This window comes from Allorhizobium ampelinum S4 (assembly GCF_000016285.1).
GTDB classification, from domain to species: domain Bacteria; phylum Pseudomonadota; class Alphaproteobacteria; order Rhizobiales; family Rhizobiaceae; genus Allorhizobium; species Allorhizobium ampelinum.
Genome location: NC_011989.1, coordinates 214,677 through 240,958, shown reverse-complemented (window position 1 = coordinate 240,958; position 26,282 = coordinate 214,677). Strand labels below are relative to the sequence as shown.

Annotated in this window: 27 protein-coding genes, 1 tRNA gene and 1 pseudogene; 3 read left to right on the top strand and 26 right to left on the bottom strand. The window is 58.8% G+C overall.

All coding sequences use genetic code 11. The features are described from left to right. Positions 1-3 precede the first annotated feature (3 nt). The 10 genes from phnE to phnG form a co-directional block, all read right to left on the bottom strand. Positions 4-966, bottom strand: coding sequence for a phosphonate ABC transporter, permease protein PhnE (gene phnE, locus AVI_RS01160; RefSeq protein WP_012654711.1), 963 nt, complete (start codon positions 964-966; stop codon positions 4-6). Positions 967-1,042: 76 nt separating this feature from the next. Continuing rightward, on the bottom strand, positions 1,043-1,951 hold the full coding sequence (gene phnD, locus AVI_RS01155; protein ID WP_012654710.1) for a phosphonate ABC transporter substrate-binding protein: 909 nt from the start codon (positions 1,949-1,951) through the stop codon (positions 1,043-1,045). 156 nt (positions 1,952-2,107) lie between these two features. Next, positions 2,108-2,947, bottom strand: a complete 840-nt coding sequence (phnC, locus tag AVI_RS01150; protein WP_012654709.1) for a phosphonate ABC transporter ATP-binding protein — start codon at positions 2,945-2,947, stop codon at positions 2,108-2,110. 116 nt (positions 2,948-3,063) lie between these two features. Then, positions 3,064-3,687, bottom strand: a complete 624-nt coding sequence (locus AVI_RS01145) for a DapH/DapD/GlmU-related protein (protein ID WP_012654708.1) — start codon at positions 3,685-3,687, stop codon at positions 3,064-3,066. Positions 3,688-3,762: 75 nt separating this feature from the next. Then, positions 3,763-4,491: a phosphonate C-P lyase system protein PhnL gene (phnL, locus tag AVI_RS01140; RefSeq protein ID WP_012654707.1), complete on the bottom strand. Its 729-nt coding sequence runs from the start codon at positions 4,489-4,491 to the stop codon at positions 3,763-3,765. A gap of 12 nt (positions 4,492-4,503) precedes the next feature. After that, on the bottom strand, positions 4,504-5,280 hold the full coding sequence (gene phnK / locus AVI_RS01135; protein ID WP_012654706.1) for a phosphonate C-P lyase system protein PhnK: 777 nt from the start codon (positions 5,278-5,280) through the stop codon (positions 4,504-4,506). Beyond that, positions 5,277-6,185, bottom strand: coding sequence for an alpha-D-ribose 1-methylphosphonate 5-phosphate C-P-lyase PhnJ (locus AVI_RS01130; RefSeq protein ID WP_012654705.1), 909 nt, complete (start codon positions 6,183-6,185; stop codon positions 5,277-5,279). Before AVI_RS01130 ends, phnK begins: the two co-directional genes overlap by 4 nt. Positions 6,186-6,327: 142 nt before the next feature. After that, positions 6,328-7,434 carry a carbon-phosphorus lyase complex subunit gene (locus AVI_RS01125; RefSeq protein ID WP_012654704.1) on the bottom strand — a complete coding sequence of 369 codons (1,107 nt, stop codon included), beginning with the start codon at positions 7,432-7,434 and terminating at the stop codon, positions 6,328-6,330. Next, complete coding sequence (phnH, locus tag AVI_RS01120) at positions 7,435-8,040, bottom strand: phosphonate C-P lyase system protein PhnH (RefSeq protein WP_080516942.1); 606 nt, start codon at positions 8,038-8,040, stop codon at positions 7,435-7,437. After that, on the bottom strand, positions 8,040-8,507 hold the full coding sequence (gene phnG / locus AVI_RS01115) for a phosphonate C-P lyase system protein PhnG (protein ID WP_012654702.1): 468 nt from the start codon (positions 8,505-8,507) through the stop codon (positions 8,040-8,042). Before phnG ends, phnH begins: the two co-directional genes overlap by 1 nt. A 99-nt stretch (positions 8,508-8,606) precedes the next feature. On the opposite strand from phnG, the gene phnF reads away from it, so the two are divergent. Next, entirely contained in the window at positions 8,607-9,344 is a 738-nt protein-coding gene (gene phnF / locus AVI_RS01110) for a phosphonate metabolism transcriptional regulator PhnF (protein WP_012654701.1), read from the top strand. Here phnF and deoA read toward each other — a convergent pair. The 9 genes from deoA to AVI_RS01065 all read right to left on the bottom strand — a co-directional run bounded on the left by deoA (position 9,328) and on the right by AVI_RS01065 (position 18,300). Next, on the bottom strand, positions 9,328-10,647 hold the full coding sequence (gene deoA, locus AVI_RS01105) for a thymidine phosphorylase (protein WP_012654700.1): 1,320 nt from the start codon (positions 10,645-10,647) through the stop codon (positions 9,328-9,330). The two genes, phnF and deoA, sit on opposite strands and share 17 nt — an antisense overlap. A gap of 1 nt (position 10,648) precedes the next feature. Continuing rightward, on the bottom strand, positions 10,649-11,422 hold the full coding sequence (gene deoC, locus AVI_RS01100; protein WP_041697358.1) for a deoxyribose-phosphate aldolase: 774 nt from the start codon (positions 11,420-11,422) through the stop codon (positions 10,649-10,651). After that, positions 11,415-12,224, bottom strand: a complete 810-nt coding sequence (locus AVI_RS01095) for a purine-nucleoside phosphorylase (protein WP_012654698.1) — start codon at positions 12,222-12,224, stop codon at positions 11,415-11,417. Before AVI_RS01095 ends, deoC begins: the two co-directional genes overlap by 8 nt. Next, positions 12,221-12,613: a cytidine deaminase gene (locus AVI_RS01090; protein WP_012654697.1), complete on the bottom strand. Its 393-nt coding sequence runs from the start codon at positions 12,611-12,613 to the stop codon at positions 12,221-12,223. The genes AVI_RS01095 and AVI_RS01090 overlap by 4 nt, the downstream gene beginning before the upstream one ends. A 1-nt stretch (position 12,614) precedes the next feature. Beyond that, positions 12,615-13,586 (bottom strand): ABC transporter permease, encoded by a 972-nt coding sequence (locus AVI_RS01085; RefSeq protein ID WP_012654696.1) that lies wholly within the window; start codon positions 13,584-13,586, stop codon positions 12,615-12,617. Positions 13,587-13,598: 12 nt separating this feature from the next. Next, positions 13,599-14,729, bottom strand: coding sequence for an ABC transporter permease (locus AVI_RS01080; RefSeq protein WP_012654695.1), 1,131 nt, complete (start codon positions 14,727-14,729; stop codon positions 13,599-13,601). Between the two features lie 7 nt (positions 14,730-14,736). After that, positions 14,737-16,248 carry an ABC transporter ATP-binding protein gene (locus AVI_RS01075; RefSeq protein WP_041696096.1) on the bottom strand — a complete coding sequence of 504 codons (1,512 nt, stop codon included), beginning with the start codon at positions 16,246-16,248 and terminating at the stop codon, positions 14,737-14,739. 163 nt (positions 16,249-16,411) lie between these two features. Beyond that, positions 16,412-17,404: a BMP family lipoprotein gene (locus AVI_RS01070; protein ID WP_012654693.1), complete on the bottom strand. Its 993-nt coding sequence runs from the start codon at positions 17,402-17,404 to the stop codon at positions 16,412-16,414. A 575-nt stretch (positions 17,405-17,979) separates the two neighbouring features. Next, on the bottom strand, positions 17,980-18,300 hold the full coding sequence (locus AVI_RS01065; protein ID WP_012654692.1) for a hypothetical protein: 321 nt from the start codon (positions 18,298-18,300) through the stop codon (positions 17,980-17,982). Between the two features lie 197 nt (positions 18,301-18,497). Between AVI_RS01065 and AVI_RS01060 the strand changes: the two genes are divergently transcribed. Then, positions 18,498-18,587 (top strand) — tRNA-Ser (locus AVI_RS01060). Positions 18,588-18,653: 66 nt separating this feature from the next. Here AVI_RS01060 and AVI_RS01055 read toward each other — a convergent pair. Next, positions 18,654-18,887: pseudogene (locus AVI_RS01055) on the bottom strand (MarR family transcriptional regulator); the annotation flags it as partial. A gap of 55 nt (positions 18,888-18,942) precedes the next feature. Here AVI_RS01055 and AVI_RS01050 point away from each other — a divergent pair. Next, positions 18,943-19,455, top strand: coding sequence for a hypothetical protein (locus AVI_RS01050; RefSeq protein WP_041696094.1), 513 nt, complete (start codon positions 18,943-18,945; stop codon positions 19,453-19,455). A 16-nt stretch (positions 19,456-19,471) separates the two neighbouring features. On the opposite strand, the gene pncB is transcribed toward AVI_RS01050, so the two are convergent. From pncB to AVI_RS01020, 6 genes are all read right to left on the bottom strand, one after another. Further along, the gene (gene pncB / locus AVI_RS01045) at positions 19,472-20,776 is read right to left on the bottom strand and encodes a nicotinate phosphoribosyltransferase (RefSeq protein ID WP_012654690.1); all 1,305 of its coding nucleotides are present in this window, start codon (positions 20,774-20,776) and stop codon (positions 19,472-19,474) included. Positions 20,777-20,956: 180 nt separating this feature from the next. Continuing rightward, positions 20,957-21,238 carry a hypothetical protein gene (locus AVI_RS01040; RefSeq protein WP_012654689.1) on the bottom strand — a complete coding sequence of 94 codons (282 nt, stop codon included), beginning with the start codon at positions 21,236-21,238 and terminating at the stop codon, positions 20,957-20,959. An 82-nt stretch (positions 21,239-21,320) separates the two neighbouring features. Then, entirely contained in the window at positions 21,321-22,283 is a 963-nt protein-coding gene (locus tag AVI_RS01035; RefSeq protein ID WP_012654688.1) for a 2-hydroxyacid dehydrogenase, read from the bottom strand. Between the two features lie 28 nt (positions 22,284-22,311). Continuing rightward, entirely contained in the window at positions 22,312-23,940 is a 1,629-nt protein-coding gene (locus tag AVI_RS01030; RefSeq protein ID WP_012654687.1) for an ABC transporter ATP-binding protein, read from the bottom strand. Further along, on the bottom strand, positions 23,937-25,073 hold the full coding sequence (locus AVI_RS01025) for an ABC transporter permease (RefSeq protein ID WP_012654686.1): 1,137 nt from the start codon (positions 25,071-25,073) through the stop codon (positions 23,937-23,939). The genes AVI_RS01030 and AVI_RS01025 overlap by 4 nt, the downstream gene beginning before the upstream one ends. Continuing rightward, entirely contained in the window at positions 25,073-26,164 is a 1,092-nt protein-coding gene (locus tag AVI_RS01020; RefSeq protein ID WP_012654685.1) for a microcin C ABC transporter permease YejB, read from the bottom strand. Before AVI_RS01020 ends, AVI_RS01025 begins: the two co-directional genes overlap by 1 nt. Positions 26,165-26,282: the final 118 nt, after the last annotated feature.

Genomic DNA, 26,282 nt, shown 5'->3' with positions numbered 1-26,282 from the left:
ACCTCAGGAAACAGCATGAAAGGCTTGCTCACCGACCAGTTTGCGGCGCAACCAGGCCGAAAATTGATCGACGGCAATCACCGTGGTCAGCAGCAGGATGACGATGGCAACGGTTTTTGCCGCATGGCCCTGGCTGATCGACAGGCGCAAGGGTTCGCCAATGCCGCCACCGCCGACCGCGCCGATAATTGTCGACGCGCGCACATTGATTTCCATGCGCAGCAGGGCATAACTGATGAAATTCGGCATGACCTGCGGCACCATGCCGAACCACAGCCGCTCCAGCCAATTGCCGCCAACGGCGCGCAGGCCTTCGTCCGGCTTCATATCGGCATTTTCCACCACTTCGAAAAACAGCTTGCCGAGTGCGCCGACCGTATGGACGGAAACCGCAATCATCGCCGGGATCGGGCCAATGGAGAGGATGGCGAGGAAAAATCCGGCCAGCACCACTTCCGGGAACGCCCTGAGCAACTCCATAAAACGGCGCACCGGCCAGCGAATGAACCTGTTCGGCATCATGTTGCGTGCCGCCATGAAGGAAAAACAAAAGCCCAGCATGCCGCCCAGCAGGGTCGAGACCAGCGCGATGTTCAGCGTCTCGATCATCTTGTAGAAATATTCCGGGATATAAAGCGTCTGGGTGAGATAGTAGCGCCCTTCCGGATAATTGTATTTCAGGCTGCCATCATCATAGGGCGATGGCAGGTCGAACATCGCCCGCCAGATCTCATTGCCATCGCGGGGAATGAGCGTTTCGACGAAATCGAACAGATGTGGCAGACGGTCGAAAAACTTGCCCGAATTGGTATCATTGGCAAACCACAGCGACCCCGCCAGCGCCAGAAACAACACGGCAAGACCGGCTACCGTGTAAAGGCGGCGGGTCTTGGCCAACGCATTCCAATGGCTCTCGATCACGCGCCCCTGTTCGCTCAGCAAGGACAATCTGGCGGTATGGCTCATCTGGCACTTTCCAAAATGGACAAATGGGGAAGCCGCCGGTCGTTTATCCCGGCGGCTCTCATGTTTCCAGCTGCGATCAGCCGCCGATGGTTGCCTTGCGGGCGTCGATGACCGGCTTGTAGAAATCGACATTCACAGCCGCAAAGCCCTTGAAATCGCCGCCTTCGATGGCGGAGAAGCAGGCGGCGTCGGTCTTCGGCAGATCCATCATGAAGGCCTTGACCTTGGTCTTCATGTCCTCGTTCATCGAGGAGCGGATGACGATCGGGCCGTTCGGGATCAGCGGCGACTTCCACAATTCCACCAGGTCGTCCATGTTGAGGACGCCCTTATCGACCATCTTGCGCAGGTTGCCGGACGTGTAGCCGTCCTTGAAATTGCCAACGCCGGAGCCGAAGGTGGTGCCAGCATCGAACGTGCCCTTCAGCACTTCGAGAACCAGGTTTTCATGGCCGCCGCCAAAACCAGTGGAACCGACATATTCCTTGACCGGCTTGCCGCCGAGCGCGTCGGGCAGGGTGACGGTCGGGATCAGGTAGCCGGATGTGCTGTCAGGATCGGCAAAACCGAGCTTCTTGCCCTTGATGTCGGTGACTTTGGTCATGCCGCTGTCCTTGCGGGCCACCATGATCGAGTAATAGCCCATCGAGCCATCGGTCTGCACCGTGGTCAGGATCGGCTCGACTGCCTTCGGGTTAGCCAGATAGGCCTTGGCATAGCCGGAAGCGCCAAGCTCGGCATAATCAAGCGTGCCACCCAGAAGACCCTGGATAACGCCGTCATAGTCCGAGGCCGGGAACAGCGAAACCTTGGTGAAGCCGAATTCCTTCTTCAGGTGATCGGACAGGCAGTTGTAATTGCGCAACCGGTCGGCTTCGTTCTCGCCGCCAAGAATACCGATGCGGAATTCCTTCAGGTCTTCGGCAGCAGCCACGCCGGCCAGCGACAGAAGCGTCACGGAGGCAAGCAGAATTTTCTTCAACATGGTCTCTCTCCTGGTTTTCCGGTCTGGTTTTCCCGAGGGACCGGATCTGTCTCATGAACGTAAGAAAGGTGCCTTTGACGCGGGCAAGCGAAGGCGCTGCCATCGGGCTGGATGCCGCGACAGAAATGCTATTTTTTCAGGTCATGGATTGCGGGCTCAGCCTGCCGTGGCCGCCACCATCGGCACAGACAGGGCCAAGTCCGACTTCGGCAAACGGATCGCGGTCGATGTCATGCTCTCGTCAATGCCATTGCCATCCTGGCCAGTGCCATAGATCGCCTGCACCGCCTGCGCTGTCAGCGCATCCGGCGGCCCATCGAACACCACCTTGCCCGCCGCCATGCCGATGATCCGCTCGCAATAGGCCCGCGCCGTATCCAGCGTGTGCAGATTGGTGATCACGGTGATGCCTTCGCGCTCGTTGATGTCGCGCAGCGCATCCATGACGATCTTGGCGTTCAAAGGGTCGAGCGAGGCAATCGGCTCGTCGGCCAGCAGCATTTTCGGCGCCTGCATCAGCGCGCGGGCAATGGCCACCCGCTGCTGCTGACCACCGGACAGTGTGCCAGCCGGCTGCAGCGCCGTCTGCTCGATGCCCAGCCGCTCCAAAGCGGCAATCGCCATGATCCGCTCTTCGCGCGTAAAAATATTGAGGATGCTCAGCGCCGTGGAGCGATGATTGAGACGCCCCAGCATGACATTGGTCAGAACATCCAGACGCGGAACCAGGTTGAACTGCTGGAAAATCATCGCGCAATCGCGCTGCCAGCTGCGCAAAGCCGATCCCTTGAGGCGCGTCACCTCCTGATCGCCGAACCGCATCGACCCGGATGTCGGATCGGCCAAGCGGTTGATCATTCGCAGCAAAGTGGATTTCCCCGCACCGGACCGACCGATAATGCCGACCATCTGCCCATGCGGAATGGACAGGGTCACGGCTTCCACGGCAATCTTCTTGCCAAAACGCCGTGTCACCTCGGTCAGTTCGAAATTCATGCGCGTCTTCCAATATCATGTCCAAATCCAGAGCGAGCTATAGTTCAGGTCGGTGAAGCGCCCATGTCAGTTTCATGACATTTCTGTTAAAATCAGAGGGTAGCAGAGCCTATACTTCAGGCTAAGACTTCATGTCGGGCCAGAAAATCTTCGGCGGAAAGCGTGCGGAAGTCGGCAAGGGCCGCGTGAAGCCGCTCATGCTGCCAATCCCACCAGGCAAGTCTGTCCATGCGCGCGCCGATACCTGGTCCAAACCGGGGCTTGATCGGCTTGGCTGGCACCCCGCCGACAATGGTATAGGGTTCCACCGGCTTGGAAACGACCGCGCCTGCGCCGACGACCGCGCCATTGCCGATGGTGACGCCGGGCAGGATGGTAGCACCATGGCCGATCCAGACATCATGACCGATCACCACTCGGTTTTCCCGCCGCCAGTCGAAGAAATCCGTCTCCAGATCCGCCCCTTCGAAATAATCGACGGCGCGGTAGGTGAAATGATGCAGCGTAGCGCGCCATGTCGGATGATTGGGGGCATTGATGCGGACACTGGCGGCGATATTGGCAAATTTGCCGATGGTGGCGCACCAGATGGAAACATCCTGCATCACATAGGAATAGTCCCCCATCTCAACCTCATCGAGACGGCAGCGCTCGGCCACTTCGGTGTAGCGCCCAAGCGTGCTGTTCGTGACGCTGGCGGTCGGGTTGATTTGGGGCTCAAGCCCAAGACGGGTGCTCATGCGGCGATGCTCCTAGAGTTTGTCAGGGAAAAGTGGGTACCGGTTTTCCCGAAAAGACAAACGAAAACAAGAAAGCTAGAGGATGGCTGGTTCAATCTGAACCTGACGGCCTCTAGGTGAGAATTGCGAGACATCGAGAATGGTGTCGGCAACCGCTTCGCGCACTTCCTCGTCGTGGAAAATGCCGAGCATGGCGACGCCCTCAGCCTTTTTGCCAGCAATCAACTCGATGACCACGGCACGATTTTGCGCGTCGAGCGAGGCCGTCGGCTCATCCAACAGCAGGATTTTATGGTCGGTGATGAAGCCGCGGGCGATGTTGACACGCTGCTGCTCGCCGCCGGAAAAGGTGGCGGGCGGCAATTGCCAGAGTGCCTTGGGCAGGTTCAGTCTAGCCAGCAGATCACTTGCCACCGATCTTGCCTCGTCGATACCCACACCGCGCGCCGTCAGCGGTTGGGCCACGACATCCAGCGCCGACACCCTTGGAACCGTGCGCAGGAACTGGCTGACATAGCCCATCGTATCGCGGCGGATATCCAGCACCATGCGCGGCATGGCGGACGCCAGATCCACCACCGTATCGTGATGGCGCACCAGGATCTGGCCGCTATCGACGGCGTAATTGCCGTAGAGCATTTTCAGGATTGAGCTTTTGCCAATGCCGGACGGACCGCCCAGCACGGAGCAGGAGCCACTGTTGACGGAAAAGCTGACATTGCGCACCACCGGCAAGACAAGCCCGTCGCGCAGATGCATGGTGAAGCTTTTGGCAACATCGGAAACGATAAGAGGTGTGGGCATCTGATGATCCAATCACACTTGAAGAATCGAGGAGACGAGCAATTGCGTGTACGGCTCGCGTGGATCGTCCAGCACCCGGTCGGTCAGGCCCTGCTCGATCACATGACCATCCTTCATCACCATCATCCGGTGTGACAAAAGCCTTGCAACAGCCAGGTCATGGGTGACGACGATGACGGAAAGACCAAGATCAGCCACCAACCCACGCACCAGATCCAGCAACCGGGCCTGGACCGAGACATCCAACCCGCCGGTCGGCTCGTCCATGAACACCAGACGCGGATTGGTGACGAGATTGCGGGCGATCTGCAAGCGCTGACGCATGCCGCCGGAAAAAGCACGCGGCTGGTCGTCAATCCGGTCGGCGGCAATTTCCACCCGGTCCAGCCAATCGGTGGCGGTGGCGCGGATATTGCCATAATGCCGTTCGCCCACCGCCATCAGCCGCTCACCGACATTGGCCCCGGCTGAAACGGTCATGCGCAGGCCATCGGCGGGGTTCTGGTGAACGAAGCCCCAGTCGGTGCGCATCAGAAAGCGCCGCTCGGCCTCGCTCATGTGATAAAGCTCGCGGTAAGCGCCGTCGCGCATCCGGTAATCGACACTGCCGGTGGTCGGCATCAGCCGGGTGGACAGGCAGGACAACAGCGTCGTCTTGCCGGAACCGGATTCACCGACCACAGCCAGCACTTCACCCGGCCAGAGATCGAAGGAAACATTGGCGCAGCCGATCCGCCGTCCGTAGAATTTCGACAGGTCGCGGACCTTCAAAAGCGGTTGCTGGGTCATTGGGCGGCCTCCCCCTGCTGTGTTTCCGCCAGCATCTCACCCCGATGACCTTTGGCGCGGCGATCCTCGCAATGGTCAGTGTCGGAGCAGACGAACATTCGCCCGCCCTTGTCGTCGAGGATCACTTCATCGAGATAGACATGCTCGGCACCGCAGAGCGCACAGGGCTTGTCGAAGCTTTGCACCGTGAAAGGATGATCCTCGAAATCCAGGCTGACGACATCGGTATAGGGCGGCACGGCATAGATCCGCTTTTCGCGGCCCGCGCCAAACAATTGCAGGGCCTCTGACCGGTGCATTTTCGGATTGTCGAATTTCGGTGTCGGAGACGGGTCCATTACATAGCGACCCGCCACTTTGACCGGATAGGCATAGGTGGTGGCGATCCGGCCATTGCGGGCGATGTCTTCATAGAGCTTCACATGCATCAGGCCATATTCTTCCAATGCATGCATCTTGCGGGTCTCGGTCTCGCGCGGCTCCAGGAAGCGCAAAGGCTCCGGGATCGGCACCTGATAGACCAGCACCTGGCCCGCCCGCAGCTTTTCCTCCGGAATCCGGTGGCGGGTCTGGATGATGGTAGCGTCGCCCGTATGGGTGGTGACTGCCACATTGGCGACCTTCTGAAAGAAGGCCCGGATCGACACGGCATTGGTGGTGTCGTCGGCACCCTGGTCGATCACCTTCAGCACATCGTCCGGCCCAAGGATCGCCGCCGTCACCTGTACGCCGCCAGTGCCCCAGCCATAGGGCATTGGCATTTCACGCGAGGCAAACGGCACCTGATAGCCGGGGATGGCGATGGCCTTCAGGATCGCCCGGCGGATCATCCGCTTGGTCTGCTCATCCAGATAGGCAAAATTATAAGTGGCAATTTCGTCCGCTAATGAAACTTCCGTAATCATTGTGCGTTACCCTTCCAGAAATTCGCAAACAGGGAGCAATGAGCATGGAAATCGAAATGATGTTCGCCGTCTTCGTGACCCTCATGCTGGGCGTCTCGACGCTTTGCGCCGCCTGGTATGCCGATCACGACTAATAGACTGGTCATTCCGCCGCCTCGCTCAGGTCCAGCCCTTGCTGGCGGGCCTGTTCGTGTTCGGAGCGCATACGCCGCACCAGATCGAGTTCGGCCTGGAAATCCACGTAATGCGGCAGCTTCAGATGTTCGACAAAGCCTGTTGCCTGCACATTGTCACAATGGGACAAGACAAATTCCTGATCTTGGGCAGGGGCGGTAATATCCTCGCCCAGCTCTTCGGCGCGCAGTGACCGATCCACCAGCGACATGGCCATCGCCTTGCGCTCGCTCTGACCGAAGACGAGGCCATAGCCTCGCGTGAATTGCGGCGGGGCCTTTGACGATCCCTTGAACTGGTTGACCATCTGACATTCGGTGACTTGGATACGCCCAAGCGACACGGCAAAGCCAAGCTCCGGCACATCCAACTCTACCTCGACCTCGCCTAAGCGGATTTCGCCGGCAAAAGGATGGCTGCGGCCATAGCCTCGCTGGGTGGAATAGGCGAGGGCCAGAAGGAATCCTTCATCGCCACGGGCCAGCGATTGCAGTCTCAGATCGCGCGCCATCGGAAATTCGATGGGCTGGCGGGTGATATCACCCGCCAAATGATCCTCCGGCATGTCGCCATCGGGTTCAATCAACCCTTCCTCGCGCAAGATGTCGGAGACCCGCATGGCGGCTTCGCTGGTTGGGATTTTCTGGACCGGGGGCTCAACGTCGCCCTCTTCCAACAATGACGGGTCGAGCAGACGGTGAGTATAGTCGAAAGTTGGCCCCAACAGCTGACCGCCGGGCAGATCCTTATAGGTGGCGGAAATCCGCCGCTCGATCCGCATCGCGCCGGTATCGACCGGCTCTGACAGACCAAACCGTGGCAGCGTGGTACGATAGGCGCGCAGTAGAAAAATCGCCTCGATCATATCGCCCCGCGCCTGCTTGATGGCCAGCGCCGCAAGCTTGCGATCATAAAGCGAGGCCTCGGCCATGACGCGGCCAACGGCCAGCGTCAATTGCTCGACAATCTGATCGACGGTCATTGTCGGCAGGCTTCGATCACCCCGACGACGGTCGGCCAAAAGGCTGTGGGCATTGGCAATGGCGGTCTCGCCGCCCTTTACAGCAACATACATTCACGCCTCCCCGGATAGTATCGCGCAGCTGCGCGGCAGGCAGAGAAAATCCCGACCGGCGGTGAAAATCACATCGACGCCGCGCGGAAACAGGGCATGATTGTCCTGCCAATGGCGCAGGAAACCGTCCGGCAAGCCAAGCGGAGCGATCATTGTCCGGTCTTGGATGCCGGGCCCCTTCAGAGTAAGCGGTTGGCCGCCTTCGAGACTGGTGGCTTCATAAATGAGCGTCACCGAGCGATCAGGATAGTCCTGCGTGCCGGTGGAAAATTGCGCGAATGCCGCAAGCGGGCTGCCTGCTTCGAAAAACGCAAACTGCGCTTCGGTCTTGTCGGCTGTCGTCCCAGCGCCGGTGTGAAAGCTCAGCCAGGCGGGCACGGCACTTTTGCCAAGCCCGCCGCTCAGCCAGACGCGGGTATCGACGTCACACAGCGTCAGAGCAATGGCCGCCTGCGCCAGACCGAAAGGGGATGGCGGTTGCAGCGACAGGTCAACAGTGTGGTGGGTGCCGGGCCGGGCCATACCGTCCATGACCGCACGAAACACGCTTTGCGCCTCAAATACCGGTTGAGAAAAACCGCCGGTCAGGCTTTCCGCTTCGAGCATCAGTCTTCTCCTCTGACCATGGTGAAGAAATCCACCTTCGTTGCCGCCACCTGCTCCGCCTTGACGCGGTCGCCCTCATTCAAGCGCCGCTCCACAGCCGCCAACAACGGCTCAATCTGGGCGCGATGCGCCTCATCCTGCCAAAGAGCGTCGAAAATCGCTGAAAGCCGCGCCTTTTCCTTTGACGTGCCAAGCGCCTGGGCATGCCCGACCTGGCCGGATGCCAGCCTGCATGTCGCCCGCGTCACCGTTACTTCACCCAGATTGAAGGACGCGCCGCCGCCACCGATACGTCCACGCACCATGACCAGACCAGTCTCCGGTCCGCGCAAGAATTGTGCTTCCGGCGCAAACGGCAGCCCGCTCCACAGCGCCTTTAATTCGTCCAGATGGGCCGCGGCCAAAAGGTCAACAACTCTTTTTCGATGTACACCATCCGGATTTGCACTTTTTGCTCGTGCGCCCATTGCCAAACCTCCATTTGTCTATTAATATAGACAACCATACAACTTATCTTTACAAATATTCCTCCGGGATGACAAGCGTGTGACATGACGGTGCAGAAAGTGGCGGGACAAAAAGCAATCGAAAGACAGACCGGCGTGGCGCTCTGGCGTCAGATTGCCGATCGAATCCGGGTATCAATCAGCGATGGCACCTATGACACGACGGGCATGGTGCCGCCGGAAACGATTTTGGCCGGAGAATTTGGCGTCAACAGACATACGGTGCGCAGTGCGCTGGCAGCCCTTGCCCAGGAGGGCATCGTGCGTGCTGTCCAGGGACGCGGCACGCTGATCGAGCGACGAGATCGCATCAGTTTTCCGATTTCAAAACGCACCCGTTTCACGCCAGGCATCGGCGATCAGGCGCGTGCACTGCAAGGTCTGTTGCTGGAAAGCGCCGTCGAGACACCCAGTGCGGACGTGATGGAGCATTTGCAATTGGCAAATGGCGACCAGGTGATCCGGCTGGAAGTGCTGCGCAAAGCGGATGGCCGGGCGGTGTCACGCTCTACTAGCTGGTTTCCCCTGCCCCGTTTCGAAGGGATCGATGTGGCCTATCGGCAGAGCGGCTCAATCACCGCCGCCTTCGCCACTTGCGGCCTTGCCGATTATCTACGCGTGCGCACCGACATCAGCGCCGTCCATGCCGATCCTTCCGACCGGGACGAACTCGGCCTGTCACCCGGTGCCATCGTGATGATCACCAAAGCCCTGAACACAGACCTGGATGGCGCGCCGGTTCAATATGCCGTAACGCACTTTCCCGCCGACAGGGTGCAGTTCAAGATTGAGAGTTGAGCCGTTCAACCACAGCAGGTCCCGGCACCAACGCTTCATCGCCGATGGCAACGCTTGCCGCAATAACCTGCGCGGCGCGGGTGCCGCTGGCTTCATCGGCGGCATGGACCACGGCCAGAACGTCGCCTTTGGTAACAGCGGTCCCCACCGGCAGTAAGCCGCTGAAGCCAACCGAATGGTCAATCCTGTCCGAGGCACGTCGGCGACCTCCGCCGAGGTCGATCACCGCAAGGCCGATATCGCGGGTGGCGACCGTGGAAATGAAGCCAGATGCCGTGGCAAGAACCGGAATATCCAGCACCGCCTTGGGCAGATATTGGCCAGCCCTGTCGATGAAATCCAGCGGCCCGCCCAGCCCATGCACCATACGTCCGAAAATCTCGGCAGCCCGACCACTTTCCAGGGCGTGGCGACACCTGATGTCAGCGGCGTTCCGATCCGGCTCAACCCCGGCATTGACCAGCATCTCGGCACCGAGCGCCAATGTCACGGTCTCCAACCGGGTTCCCGCCTTCTCACCTCTCAGGAAGGCGACCGCATTGGCTATTTCCACGGCATTGCCTGCACAATCCGCCAGAGGCTCGTTCATATCGGTCAGCAGTGCCGAGGTTCTGGTGCCTGCGCCATTGGCGACCGCCACCAGTGAGCGCGCCAGCGCCCGGGCCTCGTCGATCTGGCCCATGAAGGCACCGTTGCCGAACTTCACATCCATCACCAGGCTCTCCAATCCGCTGGCGAGCTTTTTGGACAGAATGGATGCCGTGATCAACGGCACGGATTCCACCGTCGCCGTCACATCGCGAACCGCGTAAAGCCGTTTGTCGGCGGGAGCGAGGTCGGCGGTCTGGCCGATGATGGCGCAACCAATCTCCTCCACCAAGGCATGGAAGACCGAGGCATCGGGCGCAATATCATAGCCGGGTATCGATTCCAGCTTGTCCAGCGTCCCACCGGTATGGCCAAGTCCCCGCCCGGAAATCATCGGCACAGCCAACCCGCAGGCGGCCATCATCGGGGCCAGCATCAACGAGACATTGTCGCCGACACCGCCGGTGGAATGCTTGTCAGCCACGGGACGGCCCGCCGTCTTCCACGACAGAACCGTACCGCTGTCACGCATCGCCAAGGTCAGCGCCACCGTCTCGGCATCGCTCATGCCCCGCAGAAAGACCGCCATGGCAAAGGCGGCAATCTGCCCTTCCGACAGTTCATCCCGGCTCAAGGCGCGGATGAAGGTCTGGAGATCGGCGCTGGAAAGCTCCTCTCCGTCGCGCTTGCGGCGAATGATCTCCACAGCCTGCATATCAATAGCCGCTGGCTGGGCCTGAGGATTTTTCGCCGGATAGAATGGCCAGAATATCATTCAACAGGCCCGACGCGCCGAAACGGAAGGTGGAGGGCATCACCCAATCATCCCCCATGATCGCGCTGGCATGGCGGAAATACAGGCTGGCATCCTTGACCGTGGAAATGCCGCCCGCTGGCTTGAAGCCGACCTTGCGGCCACTGTCTCGGATTTCCTGGAGCATGATGTCTGCGGCTTCCAGGGTGGCGTTGACCGTAACCTTGCCGGTCGATGTCTTGATGAAATCCGCACCTTCGGCAATCGCAATCTGCGAGGCGCGGCGGATAAGGGCGGCGCTTTTCAGCTCACCGGTTTCCAGAATGACCTTGAGAATTGCGGGCGAGGCGATCACGGCTCTGACAGCCCGAATCATCTCCGCCACAGCCGTTTCATCGCCTTCGATAAAAGCATGGTAGGGGATGACCAGATCGATCTCGTCGGCACCATCGGCCAGAGCTGTCTCGGTTTCCGCGACAACCGTCGCAATATCAAGATCGCCCGAGGGAAAATTGACCACCGTTGCGATTTTCACCTGGCCGTCATGGCCAAGCAGGCCACGCGCCTGGGCGACAAAGCGCGGCCAGATGCAGATCGCCGCCGTATGACCGAATGGCGTGACGGCACGGGCGCACAGGTCATCGATTTCTTCCGGCTTGCAATCGTCTTTCAGATTGGTCAGATCCAGCACCGACAGGGCAACGGCAGCGCATTCGCGCAGTTCACGGCTATCCAAGATCTGCTCCTCCATCAACGATCATTCGCTTGAGGATGGCGACAAGCCGTCTCCCACCAATCGGAGCCATGTCCTTGGTCTCCTCGTGGCTGAGTTCGGCACCCGTCATCCCTGCCCCATAATTGGTGATAACCGACGCGGCCGCAACCTTCAGGCCAAAAAACCGTGCCAGAATGACTTCCGGCACGGTGGACATGCCGACCGCATCGGCACCCAGCGTCCGCGCCATGCGGATTTCCGCTGGCGTCTCAAAACTTGGTCCAGAAAACCACATATAGACGCCGGATGACAGGGAAATGTCTTCAGCGTCTGCCGCACGGCGCATGGCCTCGGCCAATTCACCGTCATAGGCCTGGGTCATGCCGACAAACCGGCCATCCCCCGTCTCGCCGATCAGCGGATTATGGCCAGAGAAATTAATGTGGTCAATCAACTGCATCACCGAACCGGGCGGCATGTCGGCCCGCAAGGAACCGGCGGCATTGGTGAGGATCAGCGTCGTGACGCCAAGCGACGCCAGCGTCTCAATGGGCAACCGCATGGCTGCCGCATCACCCTCTTCGTAATAATGCACCCTTCCCGCCAGCATGATGATCGGTTGGCCGGCGAAAAGCCCGGCCACCAGTTCCTTGGCATGGCCGGAAACCCCGCCCTGCGGAAAACCCGGTATGTCGGCAAAGGGAATGCGAACCGCATTCTCCACTTCGTCCACCAATCCGCCAAGGCCGGAACCCAGCACGATAGCGATGCGTGGCAAAAGCCCGTTCAGCCTGTCGATGAGCAGATCGACCGCCGGGGTCATCCGAGTGTATCCGTCTCGAAGCTGAAGGGCAGCAACTCGTCCATGCTCATCACCTTTTGCACGCCCACCTCATCGCAGAGGTAGATTTTCGTCTCAGGCGAAGCAAATTCCCGGATCTTCTGGCGGCAGCCACCGCAAGGTGGGCAAAGCGCCAGCTTTTCAGCGATGACGGCGATCTCGACGATCTTTCGTCCGCCACCCATGATCATGCAGCCGATGGCCGTCGGCTCGGCGCACCAGCCTTGAGGAAAAGACAGGTTCTCGATATTGGCGCCAACATAGATCTTGCCATCATCGGCGCGGATTGCAGCGCCAACTGGAAATTTCGAATAGGGCGCATGGGCATGGCGCATGGCATCGCGGGCCGCCTCGAACAGGTCGTGAGACATATTACCGTTCCTTCACATAGGGCACGCCGCCCGCCTTCGGACCATTGGCCGCTCCGATAAAGCCAGCCAGCAGGATACAGGTGAGAATATAGGGCAGGGCCTGGAAAATCTGTACTGGCACTTCACCAATGCCCGGCACCGCCTTGCCCTGCATGAAATTGGACATGGCATCGAGAAAGCCGAACAGCAGGCAGGCAAACATCACAGGCACCGGCTTCCACTTGGCAAAGATCAGCGCGGCAAGCGCGATATAGCCCTTGCCCGCCGACATATCGCGGATGAAGGCCGCCGATTGGGCAATAGCAAGATAGGCTCCGGCAAAACCGCAGAGAAAGCCTGCAACGATCACCGCCCGGTAGCGCAGCCAGGCCACGGAAATCCCTGCCGTATCGACCGCACCGGGATTTTCGCCCACGGCCCGCAGCCTGAGGCCAAAACGAGTGCGATACAGCACCCACCAACTGAGCGGCACGGCCAGAAAGGCCAGATAGGTCAAGGCATTGTTGCCGGAAACCACATTGGCATAGAGAGGACCGAGAAAAGGCACGTCACGCAGGGCATCAGTGCCTGGAAGCACAATCGGCTGAAAGCGCGCATCACCCGGCAGCTGCGGGGTGCGTCCGCCCTGGCTGAACCAGGCCTGTCCCAAGACCGCCGTCAAACCGGCTGCAACGAAATTCAGCGCCACGCCGGAAATGATCTGATTGCCGCGATTGGTGATCGAGGCAAAGCCATGGATCAGCGAAAAGCCGATGGACACCGCAATGCCGCCTGCAAGCCCAGCCCAGGCCGACCCGGTGAGATAGGCAACACAGGCCGCCGCGAAAGCGCCGGCCAGCATCTTGCCTTCCAATCCGATGTCGAAAACCCCAGCCCGTTCGGAAAACAGTCCGGCCAGCGCCGTGAAAATCAACGGGATCGACAGACGCACCGTGGAGCCCAGGATGCTGACGATCATATCGAAATTGTCCATATCGTCAGATCCTCACTTGCTAGATGTGGCTGGGCGGGCAGCCGGGCGGGCAATCGTCTGATAGAAACGCACCAGCGCCGGTCGGAACATGAATTCCAACGCGCCAGCAAACAGGATCACCAGACCCTGGATGACGACGATCATATCGCGAGTAATATTGGGCATATCGAAGGACAGTTCCGCGCCGCCCTGGTAGAGCACGCCGAACAGGATAGCAGCGATAACGATGCCGAGCGGATGGCTACGGCCCATCAGGCTGACGGCAATGCCGACAAAGCCCGCGCCGCCGACGAATTCCACCTGGAGGCGAGCGGAAGCGCCCATCACCGTATTCAGCGACATCATACCGGCCAGGCCGCCTGATATCAGCATGGTGATGATAACGATCTTCACATAGGGAATGCCCGCATAGGCGGCCGCAGACCGGCTGATGCCCAGCGTGCGCATTTCATAGCCAAGCTTGGTGCGCCAGATCAGCACCCAGACGGCGAAAGCCATGACCAGGGCGATGATGAAGGAGACGTTGAAGGGTGCCGGGCCGAGCTTCAGGCCAAACAGCGCCATCAACCAATCCAGCTTCGGCAATTGTCCGCCCTCCAGAAAGGTTCGGGTTTCCGGCGCCATCTTGCCCGGCACGATCAGCACATGCACCAGCAGATACACCATCAGCGCCGCGCCGATGAAGTTGAACATGATGGTGGTGATAACGATATGGCTGCCGCGCTTTGCCTGCAACCAAGCAGGGATCAATGCCCAGGCAGCCCCAAACAAGGCAGCCCCGATCACTGCAAACGGCATGGTGACATACCAGGGACAATAACGGTCCAATGCCAAGGCCACCAGGGCCGCCCCGAGACCACCGACATAGGCCTGACCTTCGGAGCCGATATTGAACAGTCCTGCATGATAGGCAACAGCAACCGACAGGCCGGTAAAGATGAAATTGGTGGCATAATAGAGCGTAAAGCCAATGCCTTCACCGCGACCCAACGCGCCTTGAAGCATGAGGACCAGCGCGTCCCAGGGATTTTCACCGATGATCCACACGACCAAGCCGGAAATCAAAAAAGCCAAGAGCAGGTTGATTACCGGCAAAAGCCCGTAGGTGATCCAGTTCGGCAGCGGAATGGAAGCGGTACTCATCAAAACCTCAAGCGGCAATGCCGGCCATCATCAGGCCCAGCGTCTGTTCATCGGCGTCTGCCGTCTTTTCGCCCACTACCTTGCCGGCAAACATCACCAGGATGCGGTCGGACAAGGAGCGGATTTCATCCAGTTCCACCGAGACCAGCAGCAGCGCCTTGCCCTTGTCACGGGTTTCGACGATGCGCCGGTGAATGAACTCAATGGCACCAATATCGACGCCACGGGTCGGCTGGCCGATGATCAGCACATTCGGATCGCGCTCGATCTCGCGGGCAACGACGATTTTCTGCTGATTGCCACCGGAAAAATTAGCCGTCTTCAAGCGGGGATTGGGTGGGCGGATGTCATATTTGGCAATCTCGACCTCGGCAGCGGCGCGGATCGCCTTCGGATCGAGAAACATGCCTTTTCCATAGCGCTCGTCACGATGATAGCCGAGAATAGCGTTCTGGCTTTCCTCAAAGGGCAGGACGAGGCCCATATGGTGGCGATCTTCAGGGATATGGGCAAGCCCAAGATCTCTCAATCGGGCCGGATCATAACCGGTCACCAATTTGCCAGCGATGAGGATCTCGCCCGACATCGGCTTGCGAATGCCGGTGATCGCTTCCAGCAACTCGCTTTGACCATTGCCAGCCACACCGGCAATGCCGACAATCTCACCTTCGCGCACATCGAAGGACACATCATCGACCATGATGACGCCGCGACTATCCTTGACGGTCAGGTTGCGCACCGACAGCAGAACGTCTCGCGGCTGTGCAGGCTGCTTGTCGACCCGCAGCAGCACCCGGCGGCCAACCATCAGTTCCGCCAATTCCTCCACTGATGTCTCCACCGTCTTGCGGGTGGCAACGATTTCGCCGCGCCGCATGACGGAAACCGTATCGGTGATCGCCATGATTTCCCGCAGTTTGTGGGTAATCAGGATAACCGTTTTGCCCTGATCGCGCAGAACACGCAGGATCTTGAACAGATGATCGGCCTCAGCGGGCGTCAGCACCCCTGTCGGCTCGTCGAGAATGAGAATATCGGCGCCGCGATACAGCGCTTTCAGAATTTCAACCCGCTGCTGACGACCAACCGGCAATTCCTCGACCACGGCATCGGGATCGACATCCAGCCCATAATCCGTTTCCAGCTGTTTCAGGGAGGCGCGGGCCGCTGCCGTTCCCTTGGCCAGCAAAGCGCCGCCTTCGGCACCCAGCATGACATTTTCCAGCACGGTAAAATTTTCGACCAGCATGAAATGCTGATGCACCATGCCGATGCCGCTGGAAATGGCCGCCTGGCTGTCCTTAATGACCGTGGACTGGCCACCGATTTTAATCTCGCCGCTATCTGCCTGGTAAAATCCATAGAGGATCGACATCAGCGTCGATTTCCCGGCACCGTTCTCACCGATAATGCCATGGATCGAGCCTTTGGCCACTGTCAGGTTGATATTCTTGTTGGCATGAACCGGACCGAACTTCTTGTCGATCCCGATGAGTTCAATCGCAGGGGTTTGGGCCACGTGCAAAACTCCGGATAGAGTATTTCCAGCAAAGGTGCGAAGCAGGTTTGCGTCCGGAAATGCAAAAAGAGAGAAAATTTTCGCTGTTCGGCGAAAAGCGAAAACGCTCTAACGGACATGAAAAGGGCGCGAGGCGGAATGCCGCTCGCGCCCTCGTTTCAGATCACTTCGGGCAGGAATTGTCTGCCATGTAATCATGAACCTTGACTGTGCCTGCAATGATATCGGCGCGGGCCTTTTCGACAGCCGCCTTCATTTCCGGTGTAATCAACGCCTTGTTATTGTCATCGAGCGCTGCCATCACGCCGTCTTCCTTGACGCCAAGCACTTCAAGGCCGGGCTTGAACTTGTCAGCCTTGGCATCGGCATAAGCGTTATAGACAGCAAGATCGACGCGCTTGACCATCGAGGTCAGGACCGAGCCGGGATGCAGATGGTTCTGGTTGGAATCGACGCCGATCGACAGTTTCTTGGCATCGGCTGCGGTCTGCAACACACCCATGCCGGATGCACCGGCCGCCGCGTAGATCACGTCGGAGCCCTGATCCATCTGGTTCTTGGTCAACTCGCCAGCGCGAACCGGATCGTTCCAGGCAGCACCCGTGGTGCCAACCATGTTCTGCAACACTTCGATCTTTGGATTGGCAGCGCGGGCGCCCTGCTCATAGCCACATTCGAACTTGCGGATCAGCGGAATGTCCATGCCGCCGACAAAGCTGACTTTGCCGGTTTTGGAGGCCATACCGGCCAGCAGACCAACCAGATACGAGCCTTCTTCTTCCTTGAAGACCACCGAGCGGACATTCGGCTTATCCACGACCGAATCGACGATCACGAATTTGGTGTCTGGAAATTCGGTCGCAACCTTTTCCATGGCCGAGGTCCAGGCGAAGGATACCGCGACAATCGGGCTGAAGCCCTTGGAGGCAAAATTGCGGATCGCCTGTTCACCCTGGGTATCGCTGGTCGGTTCGAAATCCCGGAACTTGATGCCGGTTTCCTTCTCGAACTTGTCCGCGCCGTTGAATGCTGCCTCGTTGAAGGATTTGTCGAACTTGCCGCCGGTGCCATAGACGAGCGCCGGCTTGATGTCGGCAGCGAGCGCCGAGGCCGACATGGCGGCCATGGCAAACAGCGTGATTAGGGATTTCTTCATTGTGCAGCCCTGATGTTGCTTGTGTTGTTCTTTATAGGCTTTCCATACACGCCGGATATTGCGACGTGACAAGGCCAGCCCGCCCCCTCTTAGGTTCGGCTGGGGCGCATCCTTGCACGGCTTTCCAAAAAATTCACCAGATTTTTTTCAACTGGTAAATATTAACAGGGCTGCTGCTTTTTAAAGCTGAAAGACGAAAAACAAGCCGCATCAACGGCTTGTTTGCTCTATTTTTAGCCGACAGGCGGCTCGCACCTGTATAGCATAGCCCGTTTTAACCACAGGCGTTGTTTGGCAGACAGCGCTGATGGTCGTCCTCGGCGTCATAAAACGGACCCGCCCGAAGAGTTTTTACGGCAAACGGCTCTCGGCAACCAGCATTTTACAGCTCTAAATCCACATGACGTCAGAATACACCACGGAGCGATAGGTATTACCGACGTCATAGACCGGGAGTGTGCCTTACAGCGCAACGCGTTTTATAAAACGCACAAAGGACGCTGTAACACTTTAAATCTACTGCATAATTCCTTAAATCGATTCCGATTTAAGGAATTATGCAGTAGATGGGAATATCAGGCTGCGAACCGTCCGGCAGGCGACCGCCGTTTATAGCCGGCGATCCACAGCAAAAGAGCCATGCTGAGAAAAACCGCAAAAGCCGGTTGCTGCAATATGCCTTTATCCGCAAGCTGCAAAGCGTCGCTGCCGATGTGAGCGGTAATTGCCTGCTTGACCACGGCAAGGCTTTTAGGGCCGATATCGGCCCAGAGCGAACCGAAACCCGTTGTCACGACATCCGAGGAGGCGACGGACTCTATCGCATCGGTCGTCCCCGCCACGATAGCAAGGACCAGCATGATGAAACTGAGAATGCGCAATAAAAACCGGATCATCACCTTCTCCTTCCGTCTCGCCCAAGCCCACTTTTACAGGATCGCCCGTCTACGCCCAAGCGCGCAATCCGAGGCCTGACAAAAGATTTCCGAGGCTTTGTCGAAAAACTGTCAGATTTGGGTTGATCGCCGCCGAATCCTTGATATATGTCCCGCCCGAACGGTCAAGCTGCCCAGCAGCAAGCTTTTCGAAAAACGGACAGGTGGCCGAGTGGTTTAAGGCGCACGCCTGGAACGCGTGTGTGCGTGAAAGCGTACCGAGGGTTCGAATCCCTCCCTGTCCGCCAGTATGACTCCATCTTAATCGCTGAGACGCTCGTCAATGAGTCTCTTTTGGTGAAACAGAATCCCAATCAGGGATCGATCACCGGCTCTTCCTTCACGGCATCTGCAAATTTCCGCGTCAATCGCACGAGATCTTCGATATCTCGCTCTTCCCAGGTGGCGAAAATCGCGTGGCCGATTTTTTCGCGGGCTGCATCGACAAGGTCGGTCATTGCCTTGCCTTTCGCCGTTATCACCGCCTCGCGTATGCGGCGATCAGCACTGCTGGCACGGCGCTCGACAAGCCTGAGGCTTTCCAGCTCGCCTTACGGTCTGAACCCGGATACACCGCTTCGAAAAAGCAGTGGTGATCGGACGATGGCGAAAGCAGAAAAACAGATGAAAGCTGCGGAGGTCGAGCGTCTCCGCGCAATGTTTCCCGGCATTTACAGTGATTTTTTAGCGGGCCGTATTGGTTCTCTGCGGGTCGCGCTTGAAGTGGCGGGGCTGCGGCCGCAACGCAGCCGGTTGGAGAAGCTGAAAAACTCCTGGAAAAAGGCGAGTTTGGAGGAGCGTCGGGCGTTTATCGCCTGGCTGGCGGCCCAGGAAAATGGCGAGGCACTGAAAAGCGCTGTGTCCCGGTCAACCATGTCCGTGCAAAAATCTGCCGCCGGCCCGATTGCCAATGGCCGCTATCTCTTGCCGGAGACGATTATCCGCATTGAAACGGTCATGGCGCGGCGGCGGCTGAAGCCGGGCGAGGTGATGCAGGAACTCGGTTTTGGCGCCAATGACAGGAGCCTGTTAAAGGCTCTGGCACGCAAAGCCGCATTGAGGCTGAAAGCCATCGCGGCGCTCGAAAGCTGGCTTGCCGAAAACGAATCCTCCTGACCCCTCGACACAGGTTTTATACCTTGACGGCGTGTTCCACACGGTCCTCGGACCCGAAGAATTTCAGGTAGCGTTCGACTTCGGCGGGTTCTCCCGTGGCCTTCAAGGGATTGTCGGAGAGCTTGACGGCGGGACGGCCATTGGCTTCGGTGATCTTGCAGACGATAGAAATCGGCTTCAGCCCGGCAATGTCATGGGGTGCGCAGCCGATGAAATCATTGGTGAGGTTGGTGCCCCAGCCAAAGCTCATTCGCACCCGGCCTTCAAAATGACGGTACGTGTCGATGATGGCGTCCACATCCAGCCCGTCGGAAAAGATCAGCAGTTTCTGGCGCGGATCGCGACCCATCTTTTCCCACCAGGCGATGATTCTCTCACCGCCCTCAATCGGCGGGGCACTATCAGGACGAAAACCAGTCCAATCCGCCACCCAGGGCGGCGCATCGCGCAGGAAAGCCGAGGTGCCGAAGGCATCGGGCAAAACGATCAGCAAATTGCCGTTGTAGAGCGTATTCCAGTCCTGAAGCACTTTATAGGGCGCATTGGCCAGTTCGGCATCAGTCTTTGCTAGGGCCGCGGCCACCATCGGCAATTCATGGGCATTGGTGCCGACGGCTTCCAGATCCGAATCCATAGCCAGCAATACATTGCTGGTGCCGGTAAAGGCTTCGCCAATGCCTTCCTTCAGGGCTTCCACACACCATCTTTGCCACAGAAAACTGTGGCGACGACGGGTGCCGAAATCGGAAATCCGCAGGCCTGGCAATTGCTTCAGCCGCTCGACTTTTTCCCACATCTTTGCCTTGGCACGGGCATAGATAACGTCAAGCGTAAAATAACCGAGCGATTTCAGCGCAGCCCGCGACCGCAATTCATTGATGATTGCGAGAGCCGGGATTTCCCACAGCGTGGTTTCCATCCATCGCCCCCGGAAGGTCAGCTCATATTGGCCGTCCCGCTTGGAAAGCTCATAGGCTGGCAGGCGGATTGCTGAGAGCCAGGCCAGAAATTCCGGCTCGAAAATCTGGGTGCGGCCATAAAAGCTATTGCCTGCCAGCCAAATCAACTCTTTCTTGCTGATTCCAAGCGTGCGGACGTGATCAAGCTGGGCGCGCAGTTCGGCCTCGTCGATCTCGTCGGCAATCCGCACGCTTGTCGTGCGGTTAATCAGCGTAAACGTCACATCGACATCTGGATAGAGCTTCCAGATCATCTGCAACATCAGCAGCTTATAGAAATCAGTATCGAGCAGACTGCGCACGATGGGGTCAAGCTTCCAGGCATGGTTATACACCCGCCTCGCAATATCCGCCTTTGCCATTCGTCCTCGCCGCCTGCCAGCGGCCTGATTTTGGCCGCGCCATTACGACCATAGCCGGATGGCTATGGTCTTTTCAGGGCCAACCTTATCGAAAAAACTGTGACCAAAGTCCAGTGGCTGGGAACTTCATTATTGTCCTAATACACCCGCCCCTCGCTATCAGGGCCCCGTCTATCGCCATCAGGGTGTGGTGCTTGGTTGGCTCGGCTGCTGCGGAGCGGTGGTCGGGCGCGTCGTTTCCGTCGCCGGGTCCGTCGAGGGCGCAATTTTCTGGCCCCACCATTCCGCTGGTATCCACGCAACCAGCGCCAGAACCAGTCCGGCCAGCAGTACGATCAGGACAGGTTTACCGCGAAAGCCCTGTCGTGCCTCGGTCGGCTCCAGCGGGCGCTCTGCTCCCGGCGTTTCGGGCGTCGTATTCAAGTTTCTATCAGCGGGGTCGAAATTGCCTGGACCTGCCATGCGGAGAGCCTCCATCTGTTTTATACGCATAAGCGTAAACACTTATGAAGGCCAACGTACCGATGCGGCAAAGGTTCCGGGATCAGTAGCCCGCAGACCGGTCCACGACATGCTCCAGTGCCTCACCCGCCTCAAACCGGGCAATCTGCGTCTCCACATGGGCAAACAGCGCCCGCACATCCGATGCCGCTGCGGCATGAGGGGTCAGGACGACATTCTCCATGGCCCATAGCGGGCTATCCATCGCCAGCGGTTCTTTTTCAAACACATCAAGCGATGCGCCGCCCAGCACGCCTTTCTGCAAGGCGGCGATGACGTCCACTTCCACCTGACTTCCACCGCGACCGGCATTGAGAAACACCGGCTTACCCAGCGCTCCGCCTTGCCGCAGCCGTGAAAACAAGCTGCTATCGTAGAGGCCCCGGGTTTCCGGGGTCAGCGGCAGAAGGCCGACAAGGATATCGGTGCGGGCCAGAAATTCATCGATATGGGCCTCGTCATAGGTGTCGATCCCGTCGATCTCGCGTCTGCGCCGCGACCAGCCGATCACGTCAAATCCCATCACCTTCAGTTTGCGCGCCGCATCCTCGCCCAGAACGCCCAGCCCCATGACACCGACGGTAACATCGCGGGCTTCCGGCTGGAGATCAATTTCGCTCCACACTTTCTCACGCTGCTGCCTGAGATATTGGCCCATATGGCGCAGGTGATAGAGACAGTTCAACACGACCCATTCACTCATCCGGTCCGTCAGGCTGCGGTCAACGAAGCGGACAATCGGCAAGTCGGGGAGGCCCGGCAAGGTCAGGACGTGATCCACACCGGCACCGCCGGAAAACAGCACTTTAAGGCCGGAGGCGCGGGTAAACAGCGATGGCTCCGGCTTCCACAAAACCGCATAGGCTGCCGCCGACAGGTCCCTGCCAGCGTTCTCGGGATCACCGAGATCGATCACCTCACGATCCGGAAAGGCCCCGGCCAGCGCTGCCTGCATGGCGGCGCGTGAAAACTTGAGGTCAATCACCACGGGAGGCTTGGGGGACATGCGGGAGCATCCTTGCAGAAGGCTGGTATTATTGGCTGACACCACCGATATTCATGGCCTTGAGGTCGAATGCGGCAGCAAGAAGGGCCTTGGTATAATCCTGTTTCGGCGCGGTGAAAACCTCCTGCGCCGGTCCCTGCTCGACAACTTTTCCTGATCGCATGACGATGATGTCATTGGCCAGCGCCTTCACCACCTTCAGGTCGTGGCTGATGAACAGATAGGCGAGGTCATGGCGGCTCTGCAAATCGCGCAACAGGTCCACCACTTGCGCCTGCACGGTCATATCCAGCGCCGAGGTCGGCTCATCCAGCATCACGAAGCGCGGTTTCAGCACCATGGCGCGGGCAATGGCGATACGTTGCCGCTGGCCGCCCGAAAACTCATGCGGATAGCGCCAGCGGGTGGCGATATCCAAACCGACTTCCTCCAGCGCCCAGCAGACCCGCCTGTCCCGCTCTGCTGCCGTGAGGCCCCGCTCATGCACTCGCAATCCCTCGGCAATGATATCACCCACCGACATGCGCGGGCTGAGCGCCCCGAACGGGTCCTGGAACACCACCTGCAAACGGTCGCGCAGCGGGCGCATCTGCTTGAATGAATAGCCATCGATATTCTTGCCGAGAAAGCCGATCCGGCCCCGGGACGAGATCAGCCGCGCCAGCGCCAGACCCAGCGTGGTCTTGCCGGAGCCGGATTCGCCGACCACACCGAGCGTCTGTCCAGCGCGCAGCGTCAGATCGACGCCGTCCACGGCCTTCACATTGTCCACCACCCGGCGCAAAAATCCGGCCTTGATCGGGAACCAGACACGGATCTCCTGCCCTTCCATCACCACAGGCTTTGCCAAATCGGTTTCCGGCGGCACACCGCGCGGCTCGGATGCCAGCAATTTCCTTGTATAGGCATGTTGCGGATTGGCGAAAATTGCCTCAACCGGGCCGCTCTCAACGATTTTGCCGCCGGTCATCACACAAACGCGGTCAGCGAATTTACGGACAATGCCGAGATCATGGGTGATGAACAGCATGGACATGCCATGCTCACGCTTCAGCCCGGCCAGAAGCTCCAGGATTTGCGCCTGCACCGTCACATCCAGCGCCGTGGTCGGTTCATCGGCCACTAGCAGCTTTGGCCGGTTGGCAAGCGCCATGGCAATCATCACCCGCTGACGCTGGCCGCCAGACAGTTCATGAGGAAAGGCCGAGAGCCGCTTTTCCGGCTCGCGGATGCCGACCTGAAGCAGCAGTTCCAGCGTCCGCTTGCGGGCGGCGTCACCGGTCAGCGACTGGTGGAGTTCGAGGATTTCGCCGATCTGTTGCTCAATGCTGTGCAGCGGGTTGAGCGAGGTCATCGGCTCCTGGAAGATCATGGTAATGTCATTGCCACGCACGGCCCGCAAAGCCGGCTCGGACAGGGTCAGCAGATCCCGGCCATCAAACAGGATTTGGCCGGAGGGATGACTGGCGGCGGGATAGGGCAGGAGTTTGAGGATAGAGGCAGCCGAGACCGATTTACCGGAGCCGGATTCGCCAACAAGGGCCAGGATTTCGCCCGGTGCGATGTCGAAGCTGACGTGATCGACGGCGAGGCTTTGGCTTTCGCCCTGATGAAAGGCCACCGACAGATCACGGACGGAGAGAAGAGGCGCGCTCATTTGAAGGTCTTCCTCGGATCAAAGGCATCGCGCACCGCCTCGCCGACGAAAATAAGCAGGGACAGCATGATCGCCATGGTGAAGAAGGCCGTCAGCCCCAGCCAGGGCGCTTGCAGATTGCGCTTGCCCTGGGCAATCAGCTCACCCAGCGAAGGCGAGCCGGGCGGCATGCCGAGACCGAGGAAATCCAGCGAGGTCAGGGTGGTGATCGATCCCGACAGGATGAAGGGCAGGAAGGTCAAGGTCGCCACCATGGCATTGGGCAGCAGATGGCGGCGCATGATCGTCCAATTGCCAACCCCAAGCGCCCGGGCGGCGTTCACATATTCAAAATTTCTGGCCCGCAGAAACTCCGCCCGTACAATGCCGACGAAATGCACCCAGGTGAACAGCAGCATGATACCAAGCAGAATGAAGAAGCCCGGCGGCAGCAGCGAGGCGATGATCAGCAGGATATAAAGCAGCGGGATCGATGACCAGATCTCGATGAACCGCTGCATCAGCAGATCGGTCTTGCCGCCGAAATAGCCTTGCACCGCACCGGCGGACACGCCGATCACGGCGGAAATCATCGTCAGCGCCAGACCGAACAGCACGGAAATGCGGAATCCGTAAATCATTCGCGCCATGACATCGCGGGCCTGATCGTCGGTGCCAAGCCAGTTCATGTTGCCGATGATACAATTGGGGTCATCCGCCCCCTTCGGATAGGCCGAGCAACGCTGCTTGGCGTCCATCAACCAGAAGGGCGGCGTCGGGGCCGATTGCGGAATTTCCGAATTCACAGTGCGATAGGAATAGCGGATCGGCGGCCAGATCATCCAGCCATGGGCATTGATCTCGTCCGATACAAAGCTGGAGCGATAATCGGTGACGGCCAGAAAGCCGCCAAATTTTTCCTCTGGATAGTTGATGGCGACCGGAAACAGGATCTCGCCCTTGTAGGAGGCGATGATCGGCCGGTCATTGGCGATCAACTCGGCGCAGAGGCTCAGTCCGAACAGCACCATGAAGATCCAGAAGGACCAGGAGCCGCGCCGGTTAGCCTTGAAGTTCTCCAGGCGCCGCCGGTTGATCGGGGTCAGGAACGGCTTTTTCGGCGGCTTGGCCAGGTGTTCGGGAACGGCTGCCATCAGACATCCCTCCGGTCAAAATCAATGCGGGGATCGATCCAGGTATAGATCAAATCCGAGACGAGGCTGACCACCAGGCCCAGCAGCGAGAAGATATAAAGCGTGGCAAACACAATCGGATAATCGCGGTTGATGATCGACAGATAGCCGAGACGTCCCAGGCCATCCAGCGAGAAGATATTCTCGATCAGCAGCGAACCGGTGAAGAAGGCCGAGACGAAAGCGCCGGGAATACCGGCAATGACAATCAGCATGGCATTGCGAAACACATGGCCGTACAGCACCCGATGTTCGCTGAGGCCCTTGGCACGGGCCGTTACCACATATTGCTTCTTGATCTCGTCGATGAAGGAATTCTTGGTGAGCAGTGTCGTGGTGGCAAAGGCCGAAAGCAGCAATGCGGTCAGCGGCAGGGTCAGATGCCAGAAATAATCGAGGATCTTCTGCCACCAACTGAGATCGGCAAAATTATCGGAAGTCAGGCCACGCAGCGGAAACCAATTGTAGAAGGAGCCACCGGCAAACAGCACGATTAGCAGAATGCCGAACAGGAAGCCCGGCACAGCATAACCGACCACGACGATGCCGGAGGTCCAGACATCAAAGGTCGAGCCGTCCTTAACGGCCTTGCGGATGCCGAGCGGAATGGAAATCGCATAGGACAGCAACAGAACCCAGACGCCGAGCGAGATCGAGACCGGCATTTTCTCGACAATCAGGTCGATTACCGAGGTGTTGCGGAAGAAGCTCTCGCCGAAATCGAAGCGGATATAATTCCACATCATGTCAAGAAACCGGGTGAGTGGCGGCTTGTCGAAGCCGAACTGCTTCTCCAGTTTCTTGATCAGATCCGGGTCCAGCCCCTGCGCACCGCGATAGTTCGAGCCGCCATCGCCCATGCCGCCCTGGCTGACGATATCGCCACCACCGGAAAGCCGCTGGTCGGCGCTGTCTCCCTGTCCGCTCAGCTGCGCCACCACCTGTTCCACCGGACCACCGGGGGCAAACTGGATGACCAGAAAGGAAATGCCCATGATGCCAACCATGGTCGGGATCATCAACAGCAGGCGGCGCAGGATATAGGCGCCCATCAGCAGAACGCTCCCGTGTTCACCATGCCATCACGTTTTGCCAATCCATCCGTCCTTTATTGCTCTTGTTGTATGTTCGGGGCGTTGATTCGCCGTGCCTATTGGTAGCGGCTGAAAT

What these genes read in the sequence shown, in the direction of transcription:
- phnE (WP_012654711.1), bottom strand. Translation starts at nt 966, where the DNA reads ATGAGCCATACCGCCAGATTGTCCTTGCTGAGCGAACAGGGGCGCGTG.
- phnD (WP_012654710.1), bottom strand. Translation starts at nt 1,951, where the DNA reads ATGTTGAAGAAAATTCTGCTTGCCTCCGTGACGCTTCTGTCGCTGGCC.
- phnC (WP_012654709.1), bottom strand. Translation starts at nt 2,947, where the DNA reads ATGAATTTCGAACTGACCGAGGTGACACGGCGTTTTGGCAAGAAGATT.
- AVI_RS01145 (WP_012654708.1), bottom strand. Translation starts at nt 3,687, where the DNA reads ATGAGCACCCGTCTTGGGCTTGAGCCCCAAATCAACCCGACCGCCAGC.
- phnL (WP_012654707.1), bottom strand. Translation starts at nt 4,491, where the DNA reads ATGCCCACACCTCTTATCGTTTCCGATGTTGCCAAAAGCTTCACCATG.
- phnK (WP_012654706.1), bottom strand. Translation starts at nt 5,280, where the DNA reads ATGACCCAGCAACCGCTTTTGAAGGTCCGCGACCTGTCGAAATTCTAC.
- AVI_RS01130 (WP_012654705.1), bottom strand. Translation starts at nt 6,185, where the DNA reads ATGATTACGGAAGTTTCATTAGCGGACGAAATTGCCACTTATAATTTT.
- AVI_RS01125 (WP_012654704.1), bottom strand. Translation starts at nt 7,434, where the DNA reads ATGTATGTTGCTGTAAAGGGCGGCGAGACCGCCATTGCCAATGCCCAC.
- phnH (WP_080516942.1), bottom strand. Translation starts at nt 8,040, where the DNA reads ATGCTCGAAGCGGAAAGCCTGACCGGCGGTTTTTCTCAACCGGTATTT.
- phnG (WP_012654702.1), bottom strand. Translation starts at nt 8,507, where the DNA reads ATGGGCGCACGAGCAAAAAGTGCAAATCCGGATGGTGTACATCGAAAA.
- deoA (WP_012654700.1), bottom strand. Translation starts at nt 10,647, where the DNA reads ATGCAGGCTGTGGAGATCATTCGCCGCAAGCGCGACGGAGAGGAGCTT.
- AVI_RS01095 (WP_012654698.1), bottom strand. Translation starts at nt 12,224, where the DNA reads ATGACCCCGGCGGTCGATCTGCTCATCGACAGGCTGAACGGGCTTTTG.
- AVI_RS01090 (WP_012654697.1), bottom strand. Translation starts at nt 12,613, where the DNA reads ATGTCTCACGACCTGTTCGAGGCGGCCCGCGATGCCATGCGCCATGCC.
- AVI_RS01085 (WP_012654696.1), bottom strand. Translation starts at nt 13,586, where the DNA reads ATGGACAATTTCGATATGATCGTCAGCATCCTGGGCTCCACGGTGCGT.
- AVI_RS01080 (WP_012654695.1), bottom strand. Translation starts at nt 14,729, where the DNA reads ATGAGTACCGCTTCCATTCCGCTGCCGAACTGGATCACCTACGGGCTT.
- AVI_RS01070 (WP_012654693.1), bottom strand. Translation starts at nt 17,404, where the DNA reads ATGAAGAAATCCCTAATCACGCTGTTTGCCATGGCCGCCATGTCGGCC.
- AVI_RS01065 (WP_012654692.1), bottom strand. Translation starts at nt 18,300, where the DNA reads ATGATCCGGTTTTTATTGCGCATTCTCAGTTTCATCATGCTGGTCCTT.
- AVI_RS01050 (WP_041696094.1), top strand. Translation starts at nt 18,943, where the DNA reads ATGGCGAAAGCAGAAAAACAGATGAAAGCTGCGGAGGTCGAGCGTCTC.
- pncB (WP_012654690.1), bottom strand. Translation starts at nt 20,776, where the DNA reads ATGGCAAAGGCGGATATTGCGAGGCGGGTGTATAACCATGCCTGGAAG.
- AVI_RS01040 (WP_012654689.1), bottom strand. Translation starts at nt 21,238, where the DNA reads ATGGCAGGTCCAGGCAATTTCGACCCCGCTGATAGAAACTTGAATACG.
- AVI_RS01035 (WP_012654688.1), bottom strand. Translation starts at nt 22,283, where the DNA reads ATGTCCCCCAAGCCTCCCGTGGTGATTGACCTCAAGTTTTCACGCGCC.
- AVI_RS01030 (WP_012654687.1), bottom strand. Translation starts at nt 23,940, where the DNA reads ATGAGCGCGCCTCTTCTCTCCGTCCGTGATCTGTCGGTGGCCTTTCAT.
- AVI_RS01025 (WP_012654686.1), bottom strand. Translation starts at nt 25,073, where the DNA reads ATGGCAGCCGTTCCCGAACACCTGGCCAAGCCGCCGAAAAAGCCGTTC.
- AVI_RS01020 (WP_012654685.1), bottom strand. Translation starts at nt 26,164, where the DNA reads ATGGGCGCCTATATCCTGCGCCGCCTGCTGTTGATGATCCCGACCATG.